This window comes from Streptomyces coeruleofuscus, assembly GCF_039532725.1.
GTDB classification, from domain to species: Bacteria; Actinomycetota; Actinomycetes; order Streptomycetales; family Streptomycetaceae; genus Streptomyces; species Streptomyces coeruleofuscus.
Genome location: NZ_BAAASE010000004.1, coordinates 368,122 through 384,038, shown reverse-complemented (window position 1 = coordinate 384,038; position 15,917 = coordinate 368,122). Strand labels below are relative to the sequence as shown.

The 15,917-nt window shown below is 70.3% G+C and carries 12 protein-coding genes; 5 read left to right on the top strand and 7 right to left on the bottom strand.

All coding sequences use genetic code 11. The features are described from left to right. Window positions 1–834 (bottom strand): hypothetical protein, encoded by an 834-nt coding sequence (locus tag ABFX81_RS17140; RefSeq protein WP_346138281.1) that lies wholly within the window; start codon window positions 832–834, stop codon window positions 1–3. Between the two features lie 126 nt (window positions 835–960). Between ABFX81_RS17140 and ABFX81_RS17135 the strand changes: the two genes are divergently transcribed. Beyond that, on the top strand, window positions 961–2,172 hold the full coding sequence (locus ABFX81_RS17135) for an aminotransferase class I/II-fold pyridoxal phosphate-dependent enzyme (RefSeq protein WP_086842403.1): 1,212 nt from the start codon (window positions 961–963) through the stop codon (window positions 2,170–2,172). A gap of 112 nt (window positions 2,173–2,284) precedes the next feature. Further along, window positions 2,285–2,707 (top strand): SCO4983 family protein, encoded by a 423-nt coding sequence (locus tag ABFX81_RS17130; protein ID WP_086842401.1) that lies wholly within the window; start codon window positions 2,285–2,287, stop codon window positions 2,705–2,707. A 204-nt stretch (window positions 2,708–2,911) separates the two neighbouring features. Here ABFX81_RS17130 and ABFX81_RS17125 read toward each other — a convergent pair whose 3' ends face one another. Further along, window positions 2,912–4,615: a WD40 repeat domain-containing protein gene (locus tag ABFX81_RS17125; RefSeq protein ID WP_346138279.1), complete on the bottom strand. Its 1,704-nt coding sequence runs from the start codon at window positions 4,613–4,615 to the stop codon at window positions 2,912–2,914. A gap of 270 nt (window positions 4,616–4,885) precedes the next feature. Then, a complete protein-coding gene (locus tag ABFX81_RS17120; RefSeq protein WP_346138278.1) occupies window positions 4,886–6,715 on the bottom strand; it encodes a phosphoenolpyruvate carboxykinase (GTP) in 1,830 nt (609 codons plus the stop codon). A 326-nt stretch (window positions 6,716–7,041) separates the two neighbouring features. On the opposite strand from ABFX81_RS17120, the gene trhA reads away from it, so the two are divergent. The 3 genes from trhA to ABFX81_RS17105 all read left to right on the top strand — a co-directional run bounded on the left by trhA (window position 7,042) and on the right by ABFX81_RS17105 (window position 9,254). Then, complete coding sequence (gene trhA, locus ABFX81_RS17115) at window positions 7,042–7,755, top strand: PAQR family membrane homeostasis protein TrhA (protein ID WP_086842397.1); 714 nt, start codon at window positions 7,042–7,044, stop codon at window positions 7,753–7,755. Window positions 7,756–7,874: 119 nt separating this feature from the next. After that, window positions 7,875–8,495 carry an acyl-CoA-like ligand-binding transcription factor gene (locus tag ABFX81_RS17110; protein ID WP_086842395.1) on the top strand — a complete coding sequence of 207 codons (621 nt, stop codon included), beginning with the start codon at window positions 7,875–7,877 and terminating at the stop codon, window positions 8,493–8,495. A 33-nt stretch (window positions 8,496–8,528) separates the two neighbouring features. Continuing rightward, window positions 8,529–9,254: a Mut7-C RNAse domain-containing protein gene (locus tag ABFX81_RS17105; RefSeq protein WP_086842394.1), complete on the top strand. Its 726-nt coding sequence runs from the start codon at window positions 8,529–8,531 to the stop codon at window positions 9,252–9,254. Here ABFX81_RS17105 and ABFX81_RS17100 read toward each other — a convergent pair. From ABFX81_RS17100 to ABFX81_RS17085, 4 genes are read right to left on the bottom strand one after another with little or no spacing between them, the layout of a single operon-like run. Then, complete coding sequence (locus ABFX81_RS17100; RefSeq protein WP_428837186.1) at window positions 9,251–11,668, bottom strand: galactose oxidase family protein; 2,418 nt, start codon at window positions 11,666–11,668, stop codon at window positions 9,251–9,253. The genes ABFX81_RS17105 and ABFX81_RS17100 overlap by 4 nt on opposite strands. Then, entirely contained in the window at window positions 11,665–12,858 is a 1,194-nt protein-coding gene (locus ABFX81_RS17095) for a glycosyltransferase (protein WP_086842392.1), read from the bottom strand. Before ABFX81_RS17095 ends, ABFX81_RS17100 begins: the two co-directional genes overlap by 4 nt. Then, complete coding sequence (locus tag ABFX81_RS17090) at window positions 12,855–14,504, bottom strand: phospholipid carrier-dependent glycosyltransferase (RefSeq protein WP_086842390.1); 1,650 nt, start codon at window positions 14,502–14,504, stop codon at window positions 12,855–12,857. Before ABFX81_RS17090 ends, ABFX81_RS17095 begins: the two co-directional genes overlap by 4 nt. Next, window positions 14,501–15,790, bottom strand: a complete 1,290-nt coding sequence (locus tag ABFX81_RS17085) for a glycosyltransferase (RefSeq protein WP_086842388.1) — start codon at window positions 15,788–15,790, stop codon at window positions 14,501–14,503. Before ABFX81_RS17085 ends, ABFX81_RS17090 begins: the two co-directional genes overlap by 4 nt. Window positions 15,791–15,917 lie beyond the last annotated feature (127 nt).

Here is a 15,917-nt window from a genome sequence, read left to right as displayed (position 1 = left end):
TCACTTGGGTCCCTTCGTACCGCCGGGACCGCGTCCGGGTTTCTCGTCGGTCCGGCCGGGGGGCGCCGTCGTGGTCGTGGGTGCGGGGGCCGCCGGGGCGCTGGTCGTGGAGTCGCCGGCCGGGGGCGGCGCGCCGCCCGTGGCGGAGGGGGAGGGCGTCCGGCTCCCCTCGGCGGACGGGCTCGCGGAGGCGTCGCCGGACAGCTCTTCACGATCTTCCGCTCGGCCGTCGAGCGGAGCGCCGGAGGCCTCCTCCCTGCCGGTTCCGGTGGGCGACACGGTCGGCGACTCCCCCGACGACGAACCCGTACGGCCGTCCTCGCCGTCCTGCGTCCCGCCGGAGGGCGAGTCCGAGAGGGAGACCCCGGCTATGAGCACGGCCGCCGCCACGGCACCCACGGCACCGGCGGCGACCGCCACGCGGCGCGACTGCCACGGACGGGGCTTGCGCCGGGCGCGATGTCCGGTACGGGAACGGCCCGGCGCCGGTACCGACGCCGACGGCACCACCGGCAGCTCGCGGGTCTCACCGGTGTCCGCGCCGCCGACGCCGCCCGTGCCGCCGGGGTGCGGGCGGCCGGGGGCGTGGCCGGGGTAAGCGCCCGGGGCGTCGGAGTGCCTATGGGCATGCGGGTCATCGCCCGCGCCGTCCATGCCGTTCGGACCGCCGCCCGGGCCCGTGGCGCCGTACGCGTCCTGCCATCCGTGCGCCGCGGCCGGATCCGCGTACGCGTCGTACGCCGGAGGGGCGGCCCCCTGCGGCAGGTACACGTTCGGCGGCCCCTGCGGCTCGCCGCCCGTCGCTCCGTCGGCGTAATCGAATGGCTTGGACATGGCGGCGAATTCTAGGGACCTGAGGTGCTGGCGGGACAGTCGACGGCGATATCGACCCAAATCCCCGTGTCTCACGTGGCGGAAAACACGACCCGAGACGCATTACCGGGCCGTAAGCTCCCAAGCATGCAGGTGATCCAGTCGACCAAGCTCGCCAACGTCTGTTACGAGATCCGGGGCCCGGTGCTCGAGGAGGCGATGCGGCTGGAAGCCGCCGGTCACCGCATCCTCAAGCTGAACACCGGCAACCCGGCCGCGTTCGGCTTCGAGTGTCCGCCCGAGATCCTGGAGGACGTCCTCCGGAACGTGTCCTCGGCGCATGGATACGGAGACGCCAAGGGCCTGCTGGCCGCGCGCCGGGCGGTCGTGATGCACAACCAGACCCTCGGCATCGAGACGGACGTCGAGCACGTCTTCATCGGCAACGGCGTCTCCGAGCTGATCGTGATGGCGATGCAGGGCCTGCTGGACGACGGGGACGAGGTCCTCGTGCCGGCCCCGGACTATCCGTTGTGGACCGCGGCCGTCTCCCTGTCCGGCGGCACCGCCGTGCACTACCGGTGCGACGAGCAGTCCGACTGGATGCCGGACCTGGCCGACATCGAGCGCAAGGTCACCGACCGCACCAAGGCGCTCGTGATCATCAACCCCAACAACCCGACCGGGGCCGTCTACGACGAGGCGATGGTCAAGGGGCTCACCGACATCGCGCGCCGCCACAACCTGCTGGTCTGCTCGGACGAGATCTACGACAAGATCCTCTACGACGGCGCCACGCACACCCCGACCGCCGCCGTCGCCCCCGACCTGCTGACCCTCACCTTCAACGGCATGTCGAAGGCCTACCGGGTGGCCGGCTACCGGGTCGGCTGGATGTCGATCTCCGGGCCCCGCGCGCACGCCGACTCCTACATCGAGGGCCTGACGATCCTGGCGAACATGCGGCTGTGCGCGAACATGCCGGGACAGCACGGCGTCGTCGCGGCACTCAGCGGACGCCAGACGATCAACGACCTGGTGCTGCCGGGCGGCCGGCTGCGCGAGCAGCGGGACGTCGCCTACGAGCTGCTGACCCAGATCCCGGGCGTGACCTGCGTGAAACCGAAGGGGGCGCTGTACCTCTTCCCGCGCCTCGACCCAAAGGTCTTCAAGATCAAGGACGACCGGCGGATGGTCCTGGACCTGCTGCGGCGCGAAAAGATCATGGTCGTCCAGGGCACCGGCTTCAACTGGCCGGAGCCGGACCACTTCCGGGTGGTGACCCTGCCGACCGTCGGGGACCTGCGGGACGCGGTGGGCCGGATCGGGCACTTCCTGGACGGCTACAGCCAGGCCTGACGGGGCGCCTCGCTCACGGTACGTGTGCAGCCAGTCCGGTTTTGTGAACAACTCAACTTTAGACGAAATCTAAGCTAGGATGGCTTCCTGAAAGCACTCAGGAGGCCCTCCCATGTACGAACCGATCCGCACCAAGTCGGTCCACAGCACGGTGGACGGCCCCAACCCCGACTTCCCCCACCGTTCCCGCGAGGAAGAGCTGGACATCCAGCTCGCGGGCCATCTCGCCGCCCTGCTCGCCGTCACCGACGAGCTGCGCGCGACGAAGGCCTCGGCCGACCTGGACACCGCGGCGGAGCGGCTCGCGGAGCAGGTGGGCCGACTGCGCGGAGGGCGCACGCCGGTTCGCGCGCCGATGAGCGGTTCCCGCCGCGAGCGCAGCGGGACCGCCCTCCACCGGCGGGCACACGCCCTGGCCGGCCGCGCGCTGGTCGTCGCCGCCTCCCGCGCCGACACGGCGGCCGCGATCCTGGCCGCCGAGCGGATGGACGCGCACGCCGCGGCTCTCGAGCCGCGCGAACTCGCGTCGCGCTGAGCCCCCACCGGGGGCTCCCCCGACGGCCCCGGTCCGCGCGCACCCGCAGCGACGCGCGGACCGGGCGCCACAACAGCACTGCGTTGGCTTGAGCCGGTTATCGCCGTTGTGGTTCTCGGGTGTGGGTCTGTGCCGGTTGAGTGTGGCTGGTCGCGCAGTTCCCCGCGCCCCTGAAGGGCGTGCCCCCGCCCGGCGTCGCAGTGGCTAGCGTCTTACATACACCTCCGCCGAGGCCGTCGAGCCCTCGTGGAGGTCGTCGCCCGGCCAGCTCACCGTGTAGGTCACCTCGCGGCGGGTGCGCGGCACGTCGTTGATCGTGAACGTGCCGTCGGCGGCGACGGTCACCGACGACAGCGCGCCCGTGCCGAGCCGGTCCTCGCGCACGACCTTGAGCACGGCCCGCTCGGGCAGTGCCTTGCCCTGGGCGGTGAACGTGCCGGTGATCTCGATGCCGCCGGACATGCTCGCCTCCTCGGGCGCGGTGAGCGCGATCGAGGTGGGCGCCTTGCCGACCGCCACGGTGTGGGTGACGTCGGTGGCCGGCCGGTGGGTCAGATCGCCGAGGTACGACACCGTGTACGTGGCCTCACCGACCAGGTCGGGCTCGTCGAGGACGGTGAAGGTGCCGTCCGCCTTGACGGTGGCGGTGCCCAGGTCGTGGGTGCCGGCCGCGTCGGTGCGGGTCGCCCTGACCTTCAGCGGCTCGGCGGGCGCGGGCCCGTCGTGCTCCAGCCTGCCGCGCACGGCCAGCGGTTCGCCCGCCACGGCCTGGCCGGGGCTGTGGGCGAGGCCGCCGGTGAAGCGGGCGTCGTACTGGATGGCGGGCGGCTTGATGATGTGCAGCCAGTACTGGCCGCCGGCCGCGTTGGTGGTGACCGCGAACAGCCGGGAGCCGTCCGCCGACCACTCCATGCCGCGGGGCACGACCCGGTCGCCGTCGAGGCTGCCCTCGAAGACGAACTCCAGCGGGGTGGTCGAGTCGCCCGGATCGGCCGGCTGCACCAGCAGGTCGGGGACGGAACCGGTCGCGGCGGATCCGCGCGCGATGTACTTGCCGTCGCCGCTGAAGGCGACCGCGCTGGCGGTGGAACCGTCGGGCAGGGGCTGGTAGCCGGTCGCCGCGTCCGACAGGTCTCCGGTGTTCAGCAGCCGGGTGCCCGCGGTGGCGTCGGCGACGGCGACCTTGCTGCCGTCGGCGGACAGCGCCAGGTCCTTGAGGTTCAGGGCGCCGTTGCCCGCGTCGTCGGCGAAGCGGCGCGCGGCACCCCGGACCAGGGCGCCGTTGCCGGTGTCGTACACGGCGAGGAAGGGGTTGGCCGCCTTCGTGTTGAGCGGCTGGCCCATGAGCATGCGGTCCCCGGTGCCGGACTCCAGCAGCAGATCGCCGTAGTCGTTCCAGCCGGTGGACGTGTACGCGCCGTTCACGAGCCCCGCGAGATGGGTCTCGGAGGTGGCGCACTGGGAGACCGAGGACGCGTACGGCACCGTGAAGTAGAGCTGGCCGCTGGACTGCGCGACCTCGCGGCCGCAGTAGTCGGTGCCGATGGAGGCGACGGTGGTGCGCTGGTAGGTGACGGTGTCGTAGGCCTCGATGCGGTCGCGCAGACCCGCGTACAGCTTGCTGCCGTCGGCGCTGACCGCGAGGCCGGAGACGTGGGCCTGATTGGTGACGAGGGTCGTGAGACGCTCGCCCTCGAAGTTGTAGACGGCGATGGTGCCGGAGTTGAGGTAGTAGCCGACGTTGCTGTCCGCCACGAAGACACGCTGGTGGACGTTGTCGACGGCCAGTGCCGAGTACGACGAGATCGGCAGCTTGGCCACGGCGTCGGAGGCCGCCGCGTGCGCCGCGGGCGCGGCGGCGACGGTGAGCCCGGTCCCCGCGAGTAACGCGGCGGCCAGCGTGGCCACGAGCCGTCTGGAACGGTGTGCTGTCTTCAACTGTGCCCCCCACAGGCTTGTCTGCGGGCCCCACCGGGACCGGTGAGACACCTGGAGAGAGCATGAAACAGGCGTGAAGATCCTGTGAGCAAGGGGGCGCGACGAAAACGGCTGAGGCAGGGGCCCGCACGCCGTTGTGCGGACCCCTGCCTCCCGTGGTGCTGTCACCGCGGCCGGCCGTGACGATGTTGCTGGTCAGGGCACGATCGGAGCCGGCCGCGGCGTCGGTGGAGGGCTGTCTCAGCCCAGGCGCTGCACCAGCGCGCGGTACTCGTCCCACAGCTCCTTGGGCGTGTGCTCGCCGAAGGTGTTGAGGTGCTCGGGGACCAGGGCGGCCTCCTCGCGCCAGACCTCCTTGTCGACGGTGAGCAGGAAGTCCAGGTCGGAGCCGGCCAGTTCGAGGCCGTCGGTGTCCAGGGCCTCCTTGGTCGGCAGGATGCCGATCGGGGTCTCGACTCCCTCCGCCCTGCCCTCCAGACGCTCCACGATCCACTTCAGGACGCGGCTGTTCTCACCGAACCCGGGCCAGACGAACTTGCCCTCGTCGTCCTTGCGGAACCAGTTGACGTAGTAGATCTTCGGCAGCTTCGACTGGTCCTTGCCCTTGGCGACGTCGACCCAGTGGCCCATATAGTCGCCCATGTTGTAGCCGCAGAACGGCAGCATCGCGAACGGGTCGCGGCGCAGCTCGCCGACCTTGCCCTCGGCGGCGGCGGTCTTCTCGGAGGCCACGTTGGCGCCGAGGAAGACGCCGTGGTTCCAGTCGAAGGACTCCGTCACCAGCGGTACGGCCGTGGCGCGGCGGCCGCCGAAGAGGATCGCCGAGATCGGCACGCCCTTCGGGTCCTCCCACTCCGGCGCGATGATCGGGCACTGGGCGGCGGGGACGGTGAAGCGGGCGTTCGGGTGCGCGGCCGGCGTCTGAGACTCGGGCGTCCAGTCGTTGCCCTTCCAGTCGGTGAGGTGGGCGGGCGGCTCCTCGGTCATGCCCTCCCACCAGACGTCGCCGTCGTCCGTCAGCGCCACGTTGGTGAAGACCGCGTTGCCCCACAGCGTCTTCATCGCGTTGGCGTTGGTGTGCTCGCCGGTGCCGGGCGCGACACCGAAGAAGCCCGCCTCGGGGTTGATGGCGTACAGCCGGCCGTCCTCGCCGAAGCGCATCCAGGCGATGTCGTCGCCGATGGTCTCGACCGTCCAGCCGGGGATGGTCGGCTCCAGCATGGCGAGGTTGGTCTTGCCGCAGGCGCTCGGGAAGGCCGCCGCCACGTACTTGGACTCGCCGCGCGGCGGGGTGAGCTTGAGGACCAGCATGTGCTCGGCCAGCCAGCCCTCGTCACGCGCCATCACGGAGGCGATGCGCAGGGCGTAGCACTTCTTGCCGAGCAGGGCGTTGCCGCCGTAGCCGGAGCCGTAGGACCAGATCTCGCGGTCCTCGGGGAAGTGCGAGATGTACTTGGTCGTGTTGCAGGGCCAGGGGACGTCCTCCTGGCCGGGCTCCAGCGGGGCGCCCAGGGTGTGCACGGCCTTGACGAAGAAGCCGTCGGAGCCGAGCTCGTCCAGGACCGCCTGGCCCATGCGGGTCATGGTGCGCATGGAGACGGCGACGTACGCCGAGTCGGTGATCTCGACACCGAGCGCGGACAGCGGCGAGCCGAGCGGGCCCATGCAGAAGGGCACGACGTACATGGTCCGTCCGCGCATCGAGCCGCGGAACAGGCCGCCCTGGCCCCCGGAGCCCTGGAAGATCTCCCGCATCTCGGCGGGGGCCTTCCAGTGGTTGGTCGGGCCCGCGTCCTCCTCCTTCTCGGAGCAGATGAACGTCCGGTCCTCCACGCGGGCGACGTCGGTGGGGTCGGAGGCCGCGTAGTAGGAGTGGGGGCGCTTGATCGGGTCGAGTTTCCGGAAGGTGCCCTTCTGGACGAGCTCCTCGCACAGTCGCTCGTACTCGGCCTCCGATCCGTCACACCAGACCACATTGTCCGGCTGCGTCAGCTCGGCGATCTCGTTCACCCACGAGATCAGGCCCTGATGGGTGGTGGGGACGGTGGGAGCCGCGATGTCGCGCGCCACGATTGCTCCTAAATGAGGGATTTTTTTGATGTGGAGGCCCCGTGGGGGCTGCGACCCGGATGCTTCACGGTGAAACTTGGCGCTCATCCGGTGCCGACTGCACTCATTTGATCATCCGACGCTCGCGCCCATCTGTCCAGAGGAGCGCACAGGTGAGCAACGTGAGGATCGCCACGGTTTCTCGCGTCCCTTTACATGCACGTTGGGTTCACCTGACCATCCGTTTGCGTAACCATCGTTCGGGCCCGGTGAGAGGATGGCCACTCTTCATCGGCCGATCGACCGGACCGATAGGTCACTTACGGTTCCGTAGCTAACATTTGGCCATGACTGCGTTCGCCCCCGACGCGCCTTCGGACACGCCGGCCGACGGCCGTGGTCCCACGGCGCTCTCCCTGCCGCACCCGGTCAAGCCCAAGCTGCGCGGCTGGCTTCACCTCGGTATGTTCCCGGCCGTCCTCGTCGCGGGCCTGGTTCTGACCGCCCTCGCCGACTCGACCAGAGGGCGCATCGCCTGCGGGATCTTCGCGCTGACGGCGTGCCTGCTGTTCGGTGTGAGCGCGCTGTACCACCGGGGCGACTGGAGCCCGCGCATGGACGGCGTGCTGCGCCGCCTGGATCACGCCAACATCTTCCTGATCATCGCGGGCACCTACACACCGCTGGCCATGCTGCTCCTGCCGGGCGCCAAGGGCGAGTGGCTGCTGTGGGGCATCTGGGCCGCGGCGGCGGCCGGCATCCTCTTCCGCGTCTTCTGGGTCGGCGCCCCGCGCTGGCTCTACACGCCGTGCTACATCGCGATGGGCTGGGCGGCCGTCTTCTACCTGCCGGACTTCATGAGGACCGGCGGCGTCGCCGTCCTCGTCCTGGTCATCGTCGGCGGCCTGCTCTACAGCGCGGGCGGCGTGATCTACGGGATCAAGCGGCCCAACCCGTCACCGCGCTGGTTCGGCTTCCACGAGGTGTTCCACTCCCTCACGCTGGCGGCCTTCATCGCGCACTACGTGGGGATCTCGCTGGTGGCGTACCAGCACGGATAGAACCCGCTCCACCTTCCGGCCACGGCTTTCGAGCCGTGGCCGTTCGCGTTGTACTCGCCTTTCGTCTGCACTCGGGGCGAAATTGACAGTGGATGATGATTGAGAGTTACTGTCGATTCATGGCCAGTGTCACCCCCGCCGAGCAGCCCCCACTGGGACTCCGGGAGCGGAAGAAGATCAAGACCCGCAAGGCTATCCGCGCCGCGACGTACGCGCTGATCGAGCAGCAGGGTTACGACGCCACGACGATCGAGCAGATCGCCGACCGGGCCGAGGTGTCGCCGTCGACCGTCTTCCGGTACTTCCCGACCAAGGAGGACATCGTCATCACCGACGAGTGGGACCCGGTGATACTGGCGGAGCTGCGGGCCCGGCCGGACGACGAGTCGTGGGCCGACGTCCTGCGGCACGTGATGCGCACGGCCCTCGACCTGAGCCTCGCCGAGGACCCGGAGGTGGCCCGGCTGCGCAGCCGGCTCGGGGTCGAGATCCCCGCCGTCCGCGCCCGCATGATGGAGAGCATGGCGGCGACCGGCCGGCTGCTCCGCGAGGCCCTCGCCGAGCGCTCCGGGCGGGCCCCCGACAGCCTGGAGCTACGGGTCTTCGCCATGTCCGTGATGGGCGGGCTGATGGAGGTCTCCCACTACTGGGCCGAGACCGGCCACCGGGACGACGTCCGGGAACTCGTCGACCGTGCCCTGGACGTCCTGGAACACGGCCTGGCGACCGGAAAACCCTGAGGCCGGCACCCGCCCCCGTGGCATCCTGACCGGGTGAACGGTCCCGAGATCCACGTCGAGTTCGCCCCCGAGCTGCACGTGTTCGTCCCCCAGGCCCGGCGGGCGGGCACCCTGCGGGCCACCACGGACGGCGTCTCCAGCCTGGGCCATGTCGTCGAGTCGCTGGGTGTGCCGCTGACCGAGGTGGGCGCCCTGGTCGTGGACGGCCGCGAGGTGCCCGTCTCGCACGTCCCGGCGGCCGGCGAGTCGGTGACCGTGCGGACCGTCGCCCGCCCCCAGCGGGTGCCCGGCGCTCCCCTGCGCTTCCTCCTCGACGTACACCTCGGCACGCTGGCCCGCCGCCTGCGGCTGCTCGGTGTCGACACGGCCTACGAGTCGACCGACATCGGCGACCCCGCGCTGGCGGCGCGTTCGGCGGCCGAGCAGCGCGTCATGCTCAGCCGCGACCGGGGGTTGCTGCGGCGCCGCGAGCTGTGGGCGGGGGCGTTCGTCTACAGCACCCGGCCGGAGGAGCAGCTCCGGGACGTTCTGGACCGCTTCCAGCCCGGCCTGCGGCCCTGGACGCGGTGCACGGCCTGCAACGGGCTGCTCCGCCAGGCGACCAAGGACGAAGTCGCCGACCAGCTCAAGCACGGCACGCACGCGACGTACGACGTGTTCGCACAGTGCACGGAATGCGGCCGGGCCTACTGGAAGGGCGCGCACCACGAGCAGCTCGAAGCCATCGTGGAACGCGCCCTCGCCGAGTTCGGGAGCTAGCTCTTCCTCACGTCCCCCTTGCCGCAGGCGATCCCGTCCCCGTTGCGGTCCAGGCGCAGCGGGTCGTCCTTGCCGTTGACCTTCAGTCGGCCGTAGTCGTTCGCCTTGAGCCACTCGCAGCGGGCGGCCGTCGTCTTCCTCACCTCCGCCGGGAAGTCGGTCGGCACGCAGACGTTGACCGAGCCATAGTGGCGGTCGCAGCCGGAGATCGTCGGGCTGACCTTCTGCGACGTGCGCTTCTCGCCGGGCCCCGCGACCTTGCCCTCGGGCGAGTCCGCGAAGTCGTGGACATGCGCTGAGGCGTCCGTCGCCTTGAGGGCCTGCGGGCCCTGGAGGTGCACCCACTTCGCCACCGACGGCACCCCGTTCGCGTCCACCGCGAAGAGCATGTACCAGCCGGGCGGGGCCAGGTTGGGGTTGCTCGTCACGTTCAGGTCGACGTTGTTGCCGTCGACGGACAGGGGCAGGTCCACGAACCGCTGGTTCGGGTCGGAGGAGTGCGTGACGGCGGCCGGGCGGATCAGCTCGGCCTTGGCGATGGGCCGGTCGACGGTGATCCGCTGGGTGTCGCCGTAGTTCCACTCGGTGTCGATCACCGAGGTGATCGCCGGTCGCGGTCCCTTGAACAGATAGGGCGGGCTGTAGACCGACACGTCGTGGTTCCAGGAGCCGTTGCCCGGGTTGTCCCCGGTGGTCATCACGCGGCCGTCCGGCAGCAGGAACGCCGAGGAGTGGTAGCCGCGCGCCTCGGGGTCGACGGCCACCGGGTCGAAGGTCTCCGACTCGGGGTCGAAGATCGACGTCTCGTAGACCGGGTTGGCGCGGTTGTGCAGCGCGCCGCCCGTCTCCAGCACCTTGCCGTCGGGCAGGAGCACCGCGGAGACGTACATCTTGCCCTGGTTCCCGGTCTGCGGGACGGGCCCGTTGCCGAGGTCGACCGTGCCCTGCGGGATCGGCGGCCCGGCCACGTAGGACGGGTTCGGCTGCTTGAGGTCGATGATGTCGGTCAGGCGGTTCGCCTCCGGGTTGGAGTCGATGTTGCCGCCGCCGAGGGTGAGGACCTTCTGGTCCTGCGCCGGGGGCAGCAGCACGCTGGCCGACTGGTCGCGCTCGTCCTTCTTCCGGAGGCCCGGCACCTGGGTGGTGGTGTTGGCGCCGTAGTCGTAGATCGCCGAGCCCGTGCCGGGGATGTTGTTGCCGAAGACGTGGCTGCCCGAGTAGAAGAGGCGGCCGTCCTGCATGAGGATCATCGACGGGTACAGACCCCAGTACGACCAGGTCTGGTTGACCTTCCACAGCGGCTGCCACCGCTGCTCGGCCTCGGAGAACAGCTCGGCGGTGACCGAGCCGGTGGAGTCCTCCTTCAGGCCGCCGAAGGAGATGACGTCACCGTTGCCGAGGATCGTGGCCGACGGGTACCAGTGGCCGTCGTTCATGTCGTTGGTCTTGGTGTAGGTCTCGGTCTCCGGGTCGAAGACGTACGAGTCCTTGTAGCCCTGGTAGCCGACGCGGCCGTCCGCCGACGGGTAGCCCTTGTTGCCGCTCATCACCAGCACGCGCCCGTCCTGGAGCTGCACGTGGCCGGCGCAGAACATGTCCTTCGGCGTGGGGACGACCTTGTAGGAGCCGTTCGCCGGGTCGTAGACCGCGGACGTGAACGTGCCCGCCTTGAACATCGACTCGTCGTTGCCGGAGCCCGCGATCAGCAGCACCTTGCCGTTGTGCAGGACGACGGAGTGCATGGAGCGCACCGGGTTCCGCGTGGGCAGCACGTCCCACTTGCCGTTCGCGCACTGCTCGGCCGTGCCGGTGCACTTCGGCGGCAGGACCGGGTCGGGGACCTGGTCCATCCTGTAGTCGTCGGTGGTGGCGGAGCCGGTGCCGTAGACGGAGACGCCCCAGGAGATGCGGTCGGTGCCGGCCGGGACCTCGGGGGTGCGGACCGTGGCCTCGGTCCAGTCGCCCGCCAGGTCCAGCGTCTTGAGGTCGGTCCAGTACTGCCAGCCGGCCGTCGCGTCGTGCCGGAACAGGGTGATCGCCGCGTCGGGCGTGGTCGTCTTGTACCAGAGGCCGAGGTCGTACTGCTTGCCCGGCGTCACCACCGGCGCGCACTCGGCGGACTCGGTGATCAGGGCCTTGCGGTCGCCGTCGGCGCGGCGGGTCAGCTCGACCTTCATGGCCTTGCCGCCGGTGTGCGCGTCGTTCGTGGTGGTGAAGGTGAAGTCGTTGTCGCCCCAGCCGGACTTCTCCCAGCAGTAGGGCATGTCGCCGGTGCCGGCGGTCTCGAAGCCCGGGTTCCTGATGAGGTTGGCGGCGGAGGCGGGCTGGGGCGCGGTCAGCAGGAGGCCGGCCGCGAGCGCGCCCACGCCGGCGAGTGCGGTTCTACTCCGGTACTTGTCCAGGTACTTGTTCACTCGGCTCTCCTCGCGGTGCGGCTCTCGCGCACGGGCTTCACAGCGCCCCGGCGCGGCAGATAGACCAGCGCTTCGGTGGCCGCGAAGCGCAGGACGAACGTCGTCACCAGCGCGAGCGCGGTGGCGGACAGCACCCCCAGGTGGAACTGGTGCACGAACAGCGCGATCAGCGGGATGCGCAGCACCAGATCGGCGTTGGCGAGCAGCGCGAACCGCCCGGCCCGGTCCCACCAGCGGCGGTGCCGGCGCCGCTCGCGGAACAGCAGGTGCTCGATGAGCACGAAGTTCCAGGCGACGCCGAGCTGGTTGGCGAGGATCTCCGCCGGCACGTAGTGCATGCCGGCGGCGGTCAGCGCCCACAGGCCGAGCAGGTTCGGTACGAAGCCGGTGAGCCCGATCAGGCCGAAGCCGACCATGCGCGCGACCGGCGAGGCGGCGCGCAGCCCGGCCAGGTGGCGCAGGAACCGCAGGCCCTCCTGCGCGGTGGACTTGGACTCCCCGGCGAACCGGTCCTGGAAGACGAAGGGCACCTCGGTGACCGTGCGGGGGCGGCTGCGCACGGCGAGTTCGAGGAGGATCTTGTAGCCGAGCGGCTGGAGGACCTCGGCCGTGACCGCGCTGCGGCGGATCGCGAAGAAGCCGCTCATCGGGTCGCTGATGCCGCGCAGCCGGCGCGGGAACAGCGCCTTGGTCAGCCAGGTCGCCCCGCGCGAGACGGCCACGCGGTAGCTGCCCGCGAGCCCGGCCCGGCTGCCGCCCTTGATGTACCGGGAGGCGACGACGAGCCCGGCGTTCGCCCGCTCGCCGGTGGCGACCAGGTCGGGCACGAGGGACGGCGGGTGCTGGCAGTCGCCGTCCATGACGACGATCCAGTCGGACGTGGCCGCCTTCAGTCCCTCGACGACCGCGCCGCCGAGCCCGCCCACGGGTTCCTCCCGGTGCAGGACGGTCACCGGGAAGGGGCAGTCCTGCGCCGCCTTCTGGATGACCTCGGGCGTGTCGTCGGTGGAGTCGTCCACGAAGACGACCTCGCAGGGCAGCCGTGCCGGGACGGCCTCGGTGATCTGGTGCAGCAGCTGCCGTACGTTCGCCGACTCGTTGAACGTCGGTACGACGATGGTGACGGCGCCCGGTTCGGGGATCTCGGCGGTCTCGACGACCTCTCCCGGGACGGTGGACTCCTGGCTCATCGCGCGCCTCCGGCGGACGTCTGGATCTGGCGGATCTCGATGCGGTCCTCGCCGGTGCCGAAGGTGGCGACCGGGTCCGAGTGCTCCATGGCGGCCTTGACGTTGGGCAGGTCGGCCGCGTCACGCCGCACGGTCGGCGAGGCGACGACGTAGTCGAGGTCCTTCCAGCCGCGCGGCATCGTCTTCGTCACCGCCGGGTCGAGGTCGGCCTTGTAGAACCAGATGACGCCGAGTCCCGGCCGGTAGCCCTGGTGCACGAGGTCGAGCCAGAGGGCGTCGTCGACCAGCACACGGGTGCGCTCCGGGTTCTCGACCTCGGTGGCCAGCCACTTGGACGCGGCCTTGTAGGGGGCGTTGGCGTCGGTGGTGACGGCGGTGCGGGCGCCGTCGTACCAGTGCGGTACGACGTAGGCGCCGGCGGCGAGGGCGAGGACCGTCGCGAGCGCGTACCGGCCCACGCTGACGTACCGTTTCTCCGCTTCGGAGCGCCAGCGGCTCAGCACCGCGTGGGCGACGGAGGCGGTTCCTCCGGCGAGGACGAGAGCGAGGAACGGCAGGGCCTGGATGACGTACATCGCGGGCAGGTAGCCGTTGGGGCGCAGGGCCAGCGCGGCGAAGACGGCGACGGCCAGGGCCGGTCCGGCCAGGGCGCGGGCGGTGACCGACCAGCGCCAGGTGACCAGGAGCAGCAGGGCGCCCGCGAGGCCTCCGAGGGGCAGGATCTTGTCGTAGTACAGCCACGACTGGAGCACGCCCCAGGAGCCGGAGCCCTGGTCCAGGATGAAGCCCGAACCGGGTCTGGTCATCTGGTACTTGACGCCGTCCCAGAGGGAGACGTGCCCGGCACCCGGCAGCAACTCGCCCTTGAGCAGGGCGAACAGCGGGTAGGAGAAGCCGATCAGGGCGCAGGCCGTGACGGCTCCGGTGAGGGCGAACTTGCGGGTGTCCTTGTGGCTGTGCCGCCACATGGTGAGGAACAGGGCGGGCAGGACGATGAGCATCGTCTCTTTGGTGAGGACGGCCGTGGCGGCCGCCATCCCCGCGCCGAAGTGGTGCCAGAGGTGGCGGCTCGGGGAGGCTGCCAGGGCGAAGGCCAGCAGCGTCCACATCACCGCGAGGTTGTCGAGGAAGATCTCCCGCTGGAGGACGGCCGACAGCGGCGAGAGGCCGAAGAACACCATGCCGAGCGCGGCCGCCCAGCGGGGCAGGGCGAGGCGGCGGCCCAGTACGTAGACGAGGACCGCGCTGATGCCGCTGATCACGAGCATCGCGGCCCGCATGGTGCCCACCGTCATCGACTCGGGGCTGATCAGCGCCGGGATCCACGTCAGCACGGCGATCTGGATCCAGCCGAGCGGCGGGTGGTCGTACCAGTAGGTGTAGTGGGCGAGGCCGTTGCCCTGCTGCACCGACCAGGCCTGGGCGAGGTAGGTGCCCTCGTCGTCGCTGAGGGCCGGGTAGTCGGCGATGTTCCAGCCCTGCACGACGAGGATCGCCACGAGGAGAACACCGCACAGGAGCAGGTCGGGCCGGGAGGAGCGCAGCCGCTTCAGCGGCTCCGCTCGCTGGTACGCACCGGTGCCGGACACCGGCCGGCGCTGCGCGGGGACCTTCGCTGTGGTCACCGCGGGAAGGGTGGAGGTCACGCGGGAACGTCCTCTCGGGTCACGGGAACGTCCTGCCGCGTCACGGCCGTCTCGCCGAGATGCGCGCCGACATGGGTCGTCAGCTCCCAGTCGTTGCGGCCGCGCTGCTCACGCCAGACGGCACGGACGGCCGCCCCGGCGAGCAGGACCTGGTAGAAGGGGCCGCCCACGACGAGCTTCAGGTAGTGCGCGAACCGCACGCGCAGCCCGTACTGCTTGCCGAAGTCGTGCAGCCCGACGATCTCGAAGACGAAGGTGACCAGGGCGGTGACGGCCGGCAGGAAGGTGATGAAGGCGATGGCGACGGGCACGTCCAGGAACAGCGCGATCGCCACGTTCAGCGGGATGATCAGGCCGGTGAAGGCCTGCATGAACGGCGTCATCAGGGTGTAGCGGGCGAGCAGCCGCTGTCCGAGGGTGGGCAGTTGCCTCCAGTCCTTCTTCCGGTACACCTGGAGGAACCCCTGGTTCCAGCGGGTGCGCTGCTTCAGCAGGGACATCAGCGAACCCGGGGTCTCCTCCCGGGTCACCATGTCGGAGTCGTAGGCGACGACGACCTTCTTGCCGACGCTGGAGAGCCTCACGCCCAGGTCGCAGTCCTCGGCGAGGCAGTCCGGGTCCCAGCCGCCGGCTTCCCTGAGGACGCCGGTGCGGACGAAGACGGTGTTGCCGCCGAGCGGGATGAAACCTTTCTGCGCGTGCAGGTGGAGCCGCGAGCGGAACCAGAAGAAGTACTCCAGGCAGTTGCGCAGGCTGTACCAGCTGGAGTGGAAGTTGATCAGCTGCACCCCGCCCTGGACGACGTCCGCGCCGGTGGTGCGGAAGGCGTGGTCGACGTGCGCGAGGAGCTCGGGGTGGACCTGGTCCTCCGCGTCGAAGACGCCGACGACGTCGCCGCGGCAGTGCGGCAGGGCCGTGTTCATGGCCTTCGGCTTGTTCTTCTTCTCGTGGCGGTCGACGACGACCCGGACCCGTGGATCACGCGCCGCGGCCTGCTCGGCCACGGCGGTGGTCTCCGGGTCGTCGTGCCCGACGATCACGATGATCTCGAAGTCGGTGTGGCTGGACTCCAGCAGCCGCTGGATCGTGTGGTCCAGCACAGCCTGTTCGTGCCGGGCGGGCAGCAGCAGCGAGAACGAGACGTGCTCGTCCCCGTCCGGACTGCTGAACCGCGTGGAGGCGAGCACTTCCGGCGTACGCCAGGCGTGCATCTGCCACCACAGGGTGAAGGCCGCCATCCAGAACAGGGCCAGTGAAACGGCAGCGATGAAGACAGACGTCAGCAAACAGATCCCCCCAGATCCCAGAAACCCCCCGCCGTAACGACAACCTCATCCGTCACGGCACTGTGCAGAGATTAAGGGGGAACTGTGAAGTCTGGGGGCAGTTCAGATAAAGAGCGTGTTTCCGTTG